The sequence below is a fragment of the Neorhodopirellula pilleata genome (assembly GCF_007859915.1).
GTDB lineage: Bacteria > Planctomycetota > Planctomycetia > Pirellulales > Pirellulaceae > Rhodopirellula > Rhodopirellula pilleata.
Genome location: NZ_SJPM01000004.1, coordinates 1 through 13,148 on the forward strand (window position 1 = coordinate 1; position 13,148 = coordinate 13,148).

Genomic DNA, 13,148 nt, shown 5'->3' on the forward strand with positions numbered 1-13,148 from the left:
CTGACATGATGAGTCCTTCCTAGACTACGGGGCCTATCCAACTTCAGCCGATCTTAGCGTCCTGGCTGGAAAATCGCCCTCCCAATTCTCAAACGTCATCCCAACGCCGATTAGCGTGCCTGCACCCCGAAACTCGCCAAGAGCTTCGGCCTAAACGGCCGGTCACCGAAAGTCTTGGCGATTTTCGCCGCTGCCAGGCTGATTCGCTGGTTCCAAGGCTCCCGCCCTTTTGATCCTACACATTTTTTTGACCCCCACGAGCTTGTCTCGTGGGTGGATAAGGTTTGCAAGCTTGCCAACCTCGGCTTCCTGCCCGACGAGCTGGCCGGGGATCAATCCATGAGGACTTGTGGGCTAGAAAGAAGACGGGAGCCTGGGAACGAGTGGAAATCCGAAACTCTTGGCGAGTTTCGGTGCGCCACGGTCCTCGAGCCGAATCGAGACAAGGGTTTAGAAATTCATTTCGATCTTCAAGATTTTGAATTTCATCTTGCCCGCCGGCACGTCGACTTCGGCCGTTTCACCGACCTTTTTGCCCAGCAAACCCTGACCGAAGGGGCTCGTGACCAAGATTTTGCCCGCGTCGTAGTCCTCGTCGCCGGCACCGACCAACGTGAACTCTTCCTCGTCCCCGTACGCGAGGTCTTCGACCGTCACGGTGCATCCGAAAACGACTTCGTCTTTGGGCAATTTCGAGATATCGATGATGGTGGCCCGCGCGATCTTGTCTTTCAGCTCGTTGATTTTCGCCATCAACATACCTTGGTTTTCTCGCTGGGCGTGATACTCGGCGTTCTCTTTCAAGTCGCCTTCCGCGCGGGCTTCGGCAATTTTCTCCGTCACCAAAGGCATCTCGACGTGCTCGAGGCGATGAATTTCAGCCTTGATTTTGTTGTAGCCTTCACGGCTCATCGGGACGGATTCGACCATGTCATGGTTCCTGGAAACAAGCAAAAAAAAGAAACCTTTTCCGAATTCGCTCCGTTGGGAACGCGAGCCGGAAAAGGCCGTCGTCGTTAGTTGGGATCAATTTGTCGGCCGTCAGGTTCGCCGACGCCGGGCCCCCATTGTGAACAACGACTCGCCCTGGGGCAAGTCCACCCGGGGTGGCTATTGGTCCGGGGCGAACATAACCGTAGCCGGAGTCGCAAGACTTCGGTGTCCGTCGAAAATCGTCTGAACTCTTGCGAGTCCAGCTACCTCTTGGCGAGTTTCTCTAACCGAAGATTCGGCCTTGACGAACCACTACGCATTTTGCCAATCGGATACTTTCCGTCCGTGCACCAACACATAAACGCACGGGACTAGCAGCAACGTCAGCACGGTGGAAACCACCATTCCGCCCAGGAGCGCTCGGGCGAGCGGGATCATCGCCTCGTTGCCCGGGGCGAGCTGGAACGATAACGGGATCATCGACGCGATCAACGTCAGCGACGTCATCAAGATCGGTCGCAAGCGAACCTGAGCCGCTGACAGAGCCGCGTCGTGGGCGGATAGTCCTTCGCCGAGACGTCGGTTGGCGAACTCGACCAACAGGATCGAATTATTGACAACGACGCCGATCATCATCAACGTCCCCATCAGCGATTGAATGTTGATCGTCGTGCCGGTGAAGAACAGCACCACGATCACGCCGCCGATGCCCAGCGGAACAGCCAACATGATGATCAACGGATCGACAAACGAACGGAACTGAGCCATCAGGACGAGATACACCAATAAAGTTGCGACTGCCAAGCCGATCGACAACAAGCTCATTCCCGATCGCATCTTTTCGACCGGGCCACGCAGCGTCACCGAGACGCCGTTGGCGAATTCCATGTCGGCGATGACCGCGTCAATGTCACGGGCGACCGACCCGAGGTCACGGCCGGAAACGTTCACGTGAACGTCATTGACCCGCGCGATGTTGTAGTGTGCGATCTCGCCGGGAATCGTGACCCGACTAACCGTGGCAACGTTCGACAACGGGATCGTCACGGGACCGTCCTTGGTATCCAACGACAACGGAATGTTGCGAACCTCATCGAGCGATTGGAAGTCGTTGGATTCGTATTGCACGCCCATGAAGAAGTCCGTGCCGGATTTGGGATCGATCCAAATCGTCGGTGCGTAGCCGACGCTTGAACCGAGCGCCGTCAAAACCGTTTGGGCGACTTGTTCTTGATCGAGACCGAGGTACTTCGCTCGCGTTCGATCGACCTGCACGTCGAACTGCGGATAATCCATCGACTGTGCGATCTGAACATCTTCGGTTCCGGCGATCGGGCGAATCGCGTCGACCAATCGCTCCGCCGCGTCACGGCACTGTTGCAATGTTCCGGCCGAAACCTGCACACTGATCGGCGTCGGCACGCCTTCGTTGAGCGCCATGTTGACGATACCACCGGTGACGAACAGAAACTGTTCCATCGGATACTGCTGTGCAAGCTCGTCACGAAGCTCGTCGATGTAAATCTTCGTGCTCGTCGTTCGATTGTCTTGCTTCAGGTTAACAATCAGATACGCCGTGTCGGGCCCCGAGTTGGAACTGAGCACGGTCGAAAAACCCGCTCCTTTGCCGACCGGCAAGCCGATGTTCGCGATCAGCGTCTCGATCTGTTCCTCGGGGATGACCTCCTTGATCGTGTTCTCGATTTTGGCAACCAATTCCTCGGTTTTGTCGAGCGAGGTCCCCGGCAATGTCTTGATACGAAGTTCGAACGAACCGGCATCCACTTCGGGAAACAATTCCGTGCCAAGTCTTGGCAATAATAAGAACGAAGCCCCTACCCCAGCCACGATAATCAACGACGTCAAGGCTGGAGCTTTCAGCAAACCCGACAACAACCGGTCGTAGAAACCGTCGGCTCGGACCGGAGCATCGGACCTCACGTCGGACTCGCGTTTAGCATTGACACGATCGCGAACAAATGTCGCGCAGAACGCCGGCACGACCGTTAACGCGAGTATGTACGAAGCGCCGATCGTGAACGCTGCCGCGAGGGACAAAGGCGTGAATAAGTATTTGATCATCCCGGTCAAGAACACTGCGGGCAGGAACACGGCGAGTGTGGTCAACGTGCCTGCCAAGATCGCGCCGGCGACTTCTCGCGTTCCCTCGAGCGCCGCTTGCATTTTGTCTTTGCCCATTCGTCCATGGCGGATGACGTTCTCCACGACGACGATGCCCGCATCGACCACCGTTCCGATCGCCAGTGCGATCCCGCCGAGCGTCATGACGTTGATCGTTTGGCCGGTGAAGGCGAACCCGAGTGCTCCGATCAGGATCGCAAGCAGAATGGTGGAAACGATGATCACCGTCGGTAGCAACCGCCGCAAGAAAACGAGCACGACGATCGCCACCAAGACCGCCCCCAAGCCGACCTGGGTCAAGAGATTGGACATCGCGTTGCGGATGTAGCTCGATTGGTCCGACACGAGGGTGACTTCGGTCGCCTCAGGAATGTCGCCCCGCTCTTTCATTTTCGGGATTTCGGTCGCGATGCCTTCGTAGATCCGGTCGACGACGGAGATCGTGTTCTCGCCCGGTTCTCGCAACAGCGGACAATACACGCTGCGTTTGCCGTTGACGCGGACGATGTTGTACTGCAAAGCCGCGTCATCGACGACGCGACCGACATCGCGGATGAAGATCGGCCGACCGTCGCGAACGGTAATCGGGATCGCTTCGATCTCTTCGGTTCCCGGCAACGTGTTGCGTGGATGAATCTGGTAGTCGGTGCCGCCCATTCGCGCCGTTCCGGCGGCCAAGACGAGATTGGATTTTTGCATGGCGTCGACCACGTCGGTGGCGCTGACGTGATACGCCCGCAGTTTATCCGGATCGACATACACCATCATCTGCCGAAACTTGCCGCCAAATGGGTGAGGGATTTGGACGCCTTGGAGTCCGCCCATTTTGTTTCGGACGGCGTAGTAGCCGATCGTGTAAAGCTCCGATTCGCTGAGTCCTTCGCCGGAGATCGCGGCCAACACGACGGGCAAGTTCGCCGGTTCACTGCGGAGTGTGAAGGGCCATTCGATCCCGGGCGGCAAGTGAAACATGTCGCTGGCTTCCAAATTCACGATGTCGTTCATCGCCGAACTGGGATCGGCACCCGGTTGAAAGAACACTTTAATGACCGCCGCGCCGGGAACGGTGCGAGATTCTTGGTGTTCGATCTTTCCCGCCAACGTTAAGGCACGTTCGACCCGTGAGCTGACCGACTTTTCCATGTCGAGCGTGGGCAGACCTGGATAGGAAAAGAAGCTGACCACGACCGGCTTTTTGAAGTCGGGCAAGATATCGATCGAGATGCCGGGAATCACTGCCGCACCGAGCACGCACAATGCGATCGAAACCGACAAAACGGCAAAGCGATTCTTCAGTGAGAATTCAATCAAACCCATCGGGGCCACTAAGTTGTGAAGGAAGTTACATGGAGCTCAAGTAGGCTGGGTCGCAGCGATAGCGGAGACCCGGCAACCGAACGAGGAAATGAAAAACGATGTATCAAACGGTTGGCGGCAATGCCGGGTGTTCGTCGCAAAGCCTCCTCCACCCAGCCTACGGGCAACCTACAGTGGCTGGACCTTTTGGCCGTCGGTGAAGCGTTTCAGGTGAGCGTCGATGACCCGTTGTCCCGGTTGCACCCCGGAGGTGATCTCGATGAAGTTGCCGTCGTCGATGCCCGTCGTGACCGTGGCCACTTTCACTACGTCGTCGTCGGACAGAACGTAAACGTAAGCCTTGCCCGTTTCATCGAACCGGATCGCGCGGGCGGGTAACATGTGTGCGGCGACCTGCGTGGACAACTCGATCGTGGCTTGCCCGAACATCCCCGGTAACAACTTGCCATCGGTGTTTTCCATTTCGGCTTCGACCATCATCGTTCGCGTGCTCGGGTCCAAACTGCCGCTCGTTCGGGTCACCGTCGCGGTCATCGGCGATTCGCTCGCGAACGAAGGGAACGTTAATGTGATCGTGTCACCTTGGTTGACCATCGGCGCGTCCGTTTCGGGCACCGGCACGCGAACTCGCAACTTGGACACGTGACTGACGACGTACAATGGCTTGCCATTGCCCGTGTCGGATTGGGCACGAACCAGGTCGCCCGGTTCGATGTTTCGTTCGGTAACGATTCCGTCGAACGGTGCCTTCAGGACCGCGAAATCGATTTGCACGTTGAGTTCATCGAGCTCACGTCGGGCGACTTGCGTGTCCGCTTGAGCGGCTTGCAAGTCCGCCTCGGCCGCCGCCAGTTCGGCGCGGGCGACTTGAACGTCCGCTTCGGCCGCGTTGACCAACGACTCGATCGAATCTTTCATGGCCGCTTGCGAGTCGCGATTCTTGCGGGCTTCGTCGAGCATGCGATCTTGCAATGATTGTCGTTCGACCAAGTCTTCGGTTCGATCGAATTGAGCTTCAGCGGCGGCCAACGACGCGTCCGCTCCACTCATTTCAGCTTGAGCTTGTTCGACTTTGGCTTCGGCCGACCGGACGCCCGCCCGAGCCAACTCGACGCGAGATTGCGATTGTTTCTCTTTTGCTTCGGAACGTTGCACATGAGCCTGTTTGACTTGGGCTTGCATCTTCAACTCGGGTACGTCGAGCGTCGCCAATACCGCGCCCGCCTTCACGTAGTCGCCGATGTCGGCGTGCATGGCCTCGACAAACCCACTCACTCGGGCATTGATTTCGGTGCGGTAGTACGCGTGGACGCTGGCTGGTTGCGAGGTGGTGCGGCGAACATCAGTCGTGGCAATCGCAACGGTTTTCACCGGGACGACCTTCACGTCAGATTCTTTCTTCAGAGCAACCGAGGCAGGTTGACATCCGGTCACTGCGATTCCCCACATTGCGATCAGCATCACGGCATGAGGAACGTGAGTCGTGGCGGTAGGCGGCATGGGGTCCCTTCGTTCGTTGAATTTTACCTGATCGTTACAACCGTTCGACGCGCTCGGGTTTGTCTGACAGGCTGTCTTACTGTAGTCGGATCAAGCGGGTTTATCGATGCGACAGTAGCGTGAATCGAAGAGTTTGTGGTGCGCAACCCTCAATATCGGATCGACCGATTGCCGAAGCAAATCTGGCACAACCGAGCCATTCCGACCGAGGAAACACATGACCCGCCCGAAAACGATTCCGGTTTCCATTCGACGACTTACACTGTTGGGATGGATTGGTTGCACAAGCTGTTTGGGTACGGTTGCATCGCCGGGTTGCGCGAGCAGTCGTTATCTCGCCGACGCACCACCCACGGTAGCACCTGAACATTCGCTGCCGATTCAGCCCGAACTGGTCGCCAGTCGCATCGCAGCCTCCGGGAGAGCGATCCAGTCACCGCTCGCCCGAACTTCCACGAAATCGATCCCTGATTCTTCCGACGCGATCGAACCGAATGAAGCGCGAGCAGCCACCATTCGGCTCGCCAGCGCACGGCTGAATCAGGATGTTCCCAAACCGTTCGCGACCAAAACAGCGACAACTCAAGCTAGTCGCCCAAAGACAGACCAATCGCAAACGGTCAAGGCCATGCCTGAGTTACCAGACGCTGCACCAAACGAAAGTGCGGTCACGAGCGCGGTGGCCATCAATAAGGCCGACGACGACACTGCGAGAAACGGTGATCAGGCCCCGCCGTCTCAGTTCGGCACGCTAACAATCAACGGGCAACAATACACGATTCAATTGGCCGAACCCAAACCGTCCGAAGGAGACTCCGCCCGATCGGACCATTCGCTCGTTGCTCTGCCGACTCCTATGGTCAAGGCGGTTCAAACGTCCGATGCGATGAATGAAAGCGACTTGATCCAGGAAGTCAGCGTCACGCAGGAGTACTACGACGAATCGGTTTACCACGCGCCCGTGGTGAACGAAACCATGGTGCCCGTCGACAGTGCCGACGACATCAGCACTCTGGATTTGAACCTGCCTTCGGCACTTGCGATGATCGACGCCAAACATCCTGCGGTAGGCTTGGCGCAGTGGCGCGTTCAAGAAGCGTACGCGAGACTCAGCCAAGCCGAGGTAATGTGGTTGCCCACGATCCAGGCGGGACTCAGTTTCCATCGACACGACGGCAACTATCAATCGAGCAACGGAGACATTGTCGACGTCAACCGAAACTCGATGCAGTATGGTCTCGGCATGGGGGCCACCGGAGCGGGTACGACTCAACGTCCCGGTTTGGTTGCTCAATTTCATCTCGCCGACGCGTTGTTTCAGCCAAAGATCGCCGAACGAAACGCATGGGCTCGCGGTCACGCTGCCAAAGCGGTCGTCAACGACCAGTTGTTGCGGGTCGCGATCGCTTACAACGATTTATTGCGGGCTCACCAAGATCTGCGGATCGTCGAGGAGTCTCGCGATCGAATGAATGAACTCTTCAAAATCACCGACGACTTTGCCCAAGCCGGACAAGGGTTGCGAGCGGACGCGGATCGCGTCGAGACCGAACGACTACTCGTCCAGCGGAGCATCGCCGAGGCTCAAGAAGCCATCGCGACCGCATCGGCGAGGCTGGCCGAAGCTCTCAGCATCGACGCGTCCACCACGATCATGCCGATGGATGTGAATGCGGTCGCGTTGGACTTGAATCCGCCTGGACTCGACAAAGCATCGTTGATTCAAACGGGCTTGACGAATCGGCCGGAACTGAAGGAGTCTCAGGCTCTCGTGGCGGCCGCCTGCGAAGCCTACCAGCGAGAAAAGTACTCGCCATTGGTACCTAGCGTTCTGCTCGGTTTCAGTACTGGCGGATTTGGCGGCGGACTCGGCGGCGACGTCGACGATACCGACGGGCGTTACGACTTCGATGCATTGATGTCGTGGGAAGTACGCAATCTCGGCTTCGGCGAAAAGGCGGCTCGGCGATTGACGTCGTCCCAGGTCGAACAGGCCAAGTACGAGAAAATTCGAGTGATGGATGAAGTCGCTCGTCAAGTCAGCGAAGCGCATTCGCAACTCGATTTCCGACGACAACAGATGTCGTTGACGCAATCGGCGATCCGGTCGGCTCAAGCATCGTATGAACGCAATGTGTCTCGAATCCGGGATGGGCAAGGTTTGCCGATCGAAGTCTTGCAGTCGGTCCAGGCCCTCGAGACCGCACGGAGAGCGTACTTGCGGTCGGTCGTCGACTACAATGAATCGCAGTTCCGATTGCAATGGGCGTTGGGATGGCCGGTCTCACAAGGGTAAGTAATCATCGAGAGGTCAGACGGATTGAACCAAGACGATCCACCCACCAAACCTTTAGCGAGGCGACGACGCCTTTTCGCCATCGCATCCGTTACGCTCGGTTTGGTGGTCTCGGCATTGATAGCGGAGTTCGCCCTTCGTGTTTACGTCGCTTCGCGCGGCTGGACCCCCAATTGTTATGTCACCGGTATGGCGTTCCTTGTGCCGCATGAACAGGCCGGTCATACGCTGCGTCCAAACCTGCGATTGCGCTCGTCGGTGTACAACGTTACGACCAACGCGTTTGGTTTGCGAGGGCCTGAAATCGAAGCAATCAAACCCGACGACACCACCCGTATTCTCGTTTTGGGCGGTTCGAGTGTGTTCGGCTATTTAGTTCCCGACGGACAAGACTCATGTGTTCAGTTGCAAGCGATCTTGAAACAAGAGTCCTCATTGGCGGAACACGATTGGCAAGTTCTCAACGCCGGAGTACCGGGTTACAACATGACGCAATGTCGTTTGCGATACACGTCGGACCTCGCCGCGTTGAAGCCCGATTGGGTGATCCTGTAACTCGGTTGCAACGATACGCCGACGATCATCAGTCCCGAACCCGACCAGATCGACCGCACGCCGCCCGCCCCACCATGGTGGAAACGCGTGATGATCCACAGTGTTCTGTACGGTTTGATCAGTCACCGATTGTTACCAATGAGTGCACCAAAGTTCGTGCCGCCGGAAGACGAGTCAATAAAAATCACCGCTGAGGGTATCGAACGGTTTCGCAACGACTATCAGGCACTGATCGATACGATCGAAGCCTCCGGGGCCAACGTATTGGTTAGCACGCAAATGATGGCAGGCTTACCCAATTGCGAACCGATGGATCGATACCTAGGCGATACGCCTCAACAGATTCAAACCAATAGCGAAATCGCGCAAGCGATTACCGATGCCGTTCGCGAGGTGGCGGCGGCAAATGATTTGCCCTTCGCAGATATCGCCGCGGACGTTCCGTGCAATGATTCCTTACTCGGCGACTCGATCCACCTCACTCGCGAAGGCCACCGTGTCGTCGCCGAGGCATGGGCCGACCATTTCCAATTTGGAAGCTATTAGCTATTAGCTATTAGCTATTAGCTGTTAGCTGTTAGCCAACAGCCAACAGCCAACAGCCAACAGCCAACCGCCAACCGCCAACCGCCAACCGCCAACCGCCAACCCATTACATTTCGATCGCGTAGCCTTCGCGGTAGGGCCGACCGAGCATCGCGTTGGCTTGGTCGTCGCCGACGATTTGTTCGTTCGCGTCGTCCCACTTCAGGTCGCGACCCAAGCGGGCGGAGATTCCCGCAAGGTGACACACGTTGAGCATTTCCATGTGCGAATGCACGTCGGAGATCGGCTCGAGTCCCTCGCGGCTGCAGTACAGGAAGTTTGCCCAGTGTTGGCTCCGTTCGTTGTGTTCCATCGGCAGTCCTTTGTAGACCTTCGAGATCGCGTCGTCGGGCAACGGATTGTCCTTCAAGTCATCGACGGGTTGTCCGACCAATTTTCCACGATTGACGAAAATGCGGCCTTTATCGCCTTCAATCATCGCGCCGTTATCGGTGTCGTTGCGAATGATCATTTGCGTTCCACCGGGGTAGTCGACGGTGAACTGGAACGATGTTGCGGTGTTGTAGCGATCGTTTTGCACCGGCTTTCCGTCTTTGAATTCGACCGGGTGCTTGGCGGTGCCGCCGATCGCGATGGGGCCGTCGGTTTGACCGTTGAGCTTCAACGCCCAATTGCAAATGTCCACATGGTGGGCACCCCAATCGGTCAATTTGCCGCCGGAGTACTCGTACCACCAACGGAATTCGTAATGACCGTTTGTATTGGGGCGATTACCTTTGCTTTCCAAGAAACGGTAATCTGTTTCGGGAGCAGGGCCGAGCCAGCGATCCCAATTCAACTCCGACGGTACGCTTGCAACCGGAATCGAAGGGCTCGTCGGTGCGCCGCCGATGGCCGCTTGGACACGTTGGATTTTGCCCAGTCGTCCTTCGTTGACGATCGCCATGGCTTTGACGAACAACGGGAACGTGCTGCGCTGTTGAGTACCGACTTGAACGATTCGGCCGGTTTGTTTCTGAACTTTGCGAATCAGTTTGCCTTCTTCGATCGTCAATGTCAGCGGCTTTTCGCAGTAAACGTCTTTGCCCGCGAGCATCGCTTCGATGAGTGGTTTAGTGTGCCAGTGATCGGGGGTCGCGATGTGCAAGACCTTGATATCGTCCCGTTCAATCACGCGGCGGTAGTCATCGTACACATCTGCTTTGCCCTCGCTAAACCGATCATTCGCGGCGGCGGCCCGTTTGGAATCGACGTCGGCGATGGCGACCAGGTTGATCCACTTGCGTGCGGAGTTCAGGTTGCCGGTTCCCATGCCGCCAGCCCCGATCAATCCGATCGGCGTTTTGTCACTTTCCAACTCGTCAGCGATCGAACGCGGGCTCCAAGCAAAATAGGGGGTCGCCACAGCGGCCGCGGCGATGCCCTGCAAAACGTGACGGCGGCCAATTTGAGGCGTTTGGGAGGCTGGCGTGGCCGGATTGATTCTTTTCGTGTTCATGAAAAAGGTTTACCAAAGGGCGGGGGGGTGAAGGGAGGTAAAGACTCGCGGGGCGAGAATCGCGTATTGTACCCAGATTACGGACGGTTTGCATTACGTTACCGAATCGAGTTGGTTTGCCGCTTTTATTTGCTAGACTGATCCGAAACCCTATCCGTTGCCCGGAAAATCTGTTCTCCATCTCGATCGCCGCACATGTATCTCGCCATGGCCCGCCGTTTCGCTTTCGAAACCGACAAGCGTTTGCTCGCCAAAGCGGTTTGGATGCTGGGCGTGAAGGGATTACGAAGCATTCACCGCCACAAACGTCGACTCAAACGCGGGGAATTCTTTCCGCCGTTTCTGTACCTGTCGGTGATCAACAGTTGCAACCTCCGCTGCCAAGGTTGCTGGGTCGACGTGGCCGCCAAGCAACACAAAATCGAACTCGAGGCGGCCACCAAGACAATCCGTCAAGCCAAAGCGATGGGCAATAGCTTTTTCGGCATCTTGGGCGGTGAACCGTTCATGCATAAAGACTTGCTGACGCTGTTTGAAACCCATCCCGATGTTTACTTTCAAGTCTTCACCAACGGGCATTTCATCACCGACGAGGTTGCCGCTCGGTTGCGAAAATGCGGCAACGTCACGCCGTTGATCAGTGTCGAAGGCAGTGAAATCATCAGTGATACGCGACGTGGTCGTGATGGCGTGCTGAATCAAACCATGGCGGGCATCGAAGCGGCGGTGCGCAACAAACTGCTTGTGGGCGTTTGCACCAGTGTTTGCAAATCGAACATCGACGACTTGGTCAACGAGAAATGGGTCGACCGTTTGATCGAGATGGGCGTGATGTATTGTTGGTTTCACATCTACCGACCCGTCGGACCGGAACCCAACCCGCAGCTTGCCCTTTCCAGCGCTGAGCAAAAACGCGTTCGGCAGTTTGTCGTTGACACGCGAGCGACCAAGCCGATCGTGGTGATTGACGCTTATCACGACGACGCGGGCAACGCATTGTGTCCCGCCGTAACCGGATTCACGCACCACGTCGGACCTTGGGGCGACATCGAACCGTGCCCCGTGATTCAGTTGGCGACCGAATCGATTCATGACGATCGACCGCTCGCCGAAACGTTCAATAACTCTAGTTTTCTGCGAGACTTCCGCGAGTTAACCGCTGGCAACACTCGGGGATGCGTGATCATGGAACGCCCCGACCTGCTCGTTGAACTGGCCGAAAAACACAACGCCCGCGACACGACCGCCCGGGGCGGCGTGATCGATGAACTCAAAGCGGTCTCGCCTCGGCGCAGCCAATACCAACCAGGCGACGAGATTCCCGAACGAAACTTCATCTATCGATGGGCTAAGAAATACGCCTTCAACGACTTCGGAGCTTACGCGAAGCACTTTGACGCGAGTCGCTACCAAGATCCTGATCAGCGTGTAGCGGAACAGAAATCGTGTAAATAGCCGGAATCGCAATCGTACGAGTTCCACACCCGTTTCGATCAATTCAATCGCGAGTATGCGTATCGCTAGAAAACCAGGAATGCAAAACCTGCCATCGAAGCGGCCTGCATCAGCATGCCGCGGGTGCAATCGGATCGCTCGCCCTGGGAATCGAGCGGTTCGATCGGTATCGGATACTGCTGGCACGTCGTGCAATCGCCATAAGCTGAGACGCACTGGCAAGGCGATTGCGTGACGCTACGGTAAGGCAGCAAGGCGGCGTTACTCAGGAACCAGAAACTCGAGTAGGCGTTCTGCAGACATCCCATCGATTGGCAATCGATCCGGCCGCAACGTTCCAGGTTCAGTTCTTGAAAATACGTTGGTCGGTGGCAGAACGGTACATGAACCCGTTCCGCCTTGACGATCGGTGGCCACTGCGCACTGATTCTCTGTGGCGATTCCGAAGCGAATATGACGGCGGCCTGATTGACCGGTTCGACCGAATCATCAATGGCAAGAACATCGGGGACCAACGTTAACTGTCCGGCCGGCTTATGCAGCGCGGCCAACCGCGTTTCCAATCGCTCGGCGTCTCGTCGAAACTGATCGGCAAGCGTTTCATTAGCCGGCTCGACGTCCGAGTCAACGGTTAGGGGATTGTCCGTTGGTAACGGCATTGCACTTGGAATCGCTTCAGCCTTTGGAGCGGGCAAATTCAAGGAAGGGTCGTCCGGCTCCAAAAGCATCGCAAAATCGTTCGCGGGGGCGGACTCTGGCGAAATGAGTAAGAAGGACCCGGTGATCAGGAAAACGTGCGCGAAACGTCGATCGAACCAGGCTTTCGGCGAGTTTTTTCGAATCCGGATCATTGCCATTCGTCTTTCGTCTCTTCCCAATGGGCGGGCACGTGGCGGTTGACCGCAT

The 13,148-nt window shown here is 56.8% G+C and carries 9 protein-coding genes; 4 read left to right on the plus strand and 5 right to left on the minus strand.

From position 1 onward, the window contains the following. Positions 1 to 450: 450 nt before the first annotated feature. The 3 genes from greA to Pla100_RS10870 form a co-directional block, all read right to left on the minus strand. Positions 451 to 930, minus strand: a complete 480-nt coding sequence (greA, locus tag Pla100_RS10860; protein ID WP_146577757.1) for a transcription elongation factor GreA — start codon at positions 928 to 930, stop codon at positions 451 to 453. A gap of 315 nt (positions 931 to 1,245) precedes the next feature. Further along, entirely contained in the window at positions 1,246 to 4,392 is a 3,147-nt protein-coding gene (locus tag Pla100_RS10865) for an efflux RND transporter permease subunit (protein WP_146577758.1), read from the minus strand. Between the two features lie 168 nt (positions 4,393 to 4,560). Further along, on the minus strand, positions 4,561 to 5,892 hold the full coding sequence (locus Pla100_RS10870; RefSeq protein WP_231602946.1) for an efflux RND transporter periplasmic adaptor subunit: 1,332 nt from the start codon (positions 5,890 to 5,892) through the stop codon (positions 4,561 to 4,563). Positions 5,893 to 6,109: 217 nt separating this feature from the next. Between Pla100_RS10870 and Pla100_RS10875 the strand changes: the two genes are divergently transcribed. The 3 genes from Pla100_RS10875 to Pla100_RS10885 all read left to right on the plus strand — a co-directional run bounded on the left by Pla100_RS10875 (position 6,110) and on the right by Pla100_RS10885 (position 9,289). Then, positions 6,110 to 8,188 (plus strand): TolC family protein, encoded by a 2,079-nt coding sequence (locus Pla100_RS10875; protein WP_231602947.1) that lies wholly within the window; start codon positions 6,110 to 6,112, stop codon positions 8,186 to 8,188. Positions 8,189 to 8,212: 24 nt separating this feature from the next. Further along, on the plus strand, positions 8,213 to 8,743 hold the full coding sequence (locus tag Pla100_RS10880; protein WP_146577759.1) for an SGNH/GDSL hydrolase family protein: 531 nt from the start codon (positions 8,213 to 8,215) through the stop codon (positions 8,741 to 8,743). A 138-nt stretch (positions 8,744 to 8,881) separates the two neighbouring features. Beyond that, complete coding sequence (locus tag Pla100_RS10885; RefSeq protein WP_231602948.1) at positions 8,882 to 9,289, plus strand: GDSL-type esterase/lipase family protein; 408 nt, start codon at positions 8,882 to 8,884, stop codon at positions 9,287 to 9,289. Positions 9,290 to 9,395: 106 nt separating this feature from the next. On the opposite strand, the gene Pla100_RS10895 is transcribed toward Pla100_RS10885, so the two are convergent. Continuing rightward, a complete protein-coding gene (locus Pla100_RS10895) occupies positions 9,396 to 10,787 on the minus strand; it encodes a Gfo/Idh/MocA family protein (protein WP_146577761.1) in 1,392 nt (463 codons plus the stop codon). 207 nt (positions 10,788 to 10,994) lie between these two features. On the opposite strand from Pla100_RS10895, the gene Pla100_RS10900 reads away from it, so the two are divergent. After that, positions 10,995 to 12,242, plus strand: a complete 1,248-nt coding sequence (locus Pla100_RS10900) for a radical SAM protein (RefSeq protein WP_146578106.1) — start codon at positions 10,995 to 10,997, stop codon at positions 12,240 to 12,242. 65 nt (positions 12,243 to 12,307) lie between these two features. On the opposite strand, the gene Pla100_RS10905 is transcribed toward Pla100_RS10900, so the two are convergent. Then, positions 12,308 to 12,901, minus strand: a complete 594-nt coding sequence (locus Pla100_RS10905) for a hypothetical protein (RefSeq protein WP_146577762.1) — start codon at positions 12,899 to 12,901, stop codon at positions 12,308 to 12,310. Positions 12,902 to 13,148: the final 247 nt, after the last annotated feature.

What these genes read in the sequence shown, in the direction of transcription:
- Pla100_RS10865 (WP_146577758.1), bottom strand. Translation starts at nt 4,392, where the DNA reads ATGGGTTTGATTGAATTCTCACTGAAGAATCGCTTTGCCGTTTTGTCG.
- Pla100_RS10900 (WP_146578106.1), top strand. Translation starts at nt 10,995, where the DNA reads ATGGCCCGCCGTTTCGCTTTCGAAACCGACAAGCGTTTGCTCGCCAAA.
- greA (WP_146577757.1), bottom strand. Translation starts at nt 930, where the DNA reads ATGGTCGAATCCGTCCCGATGAGCCGTGAAGGCTACAACAAAATCAAG.
- Pla100_RS10870 (WP_231602946.1), bottom strand. Translation starts at nt 5,892, where the DNA reads ATGCCGCCTACCGCCACGACTCACGTTCCTCATGCCGTGATGCTGATC.
- Pla100_RS10895 (WP_146577761.1), bottom strand. Translation starts at nt 10,787, where the DNA reads ATGAACACGAAAAGAATCAATCCGGCCACGCCAGCCTCCCAAACGCCT.
- Pla100_RS10905 (WP_146577762.1), bottom strand. Translation starts at nt 12,901, where the DNA reads ATGCCGTTACCAACGGACAATCCCCTAACCGTTGACTCGGACGTCGAG.
- Pla100_RS10885 (WP_231602948.1), top strand. Translation starts at nt 8,882, where the DNA reads ATGAGTGCACCAAAGTTCGTGCCGCCGGAAGACGAGTCAATAAAAATC.
- Pla100_RS10875 (WP_231602947.1), top strand. Translation starts at nt 6,110, where the DNA reads ATGACCCGCCCGAAAACGATTCCGGTTTCCATTCGACGACTTACACTG.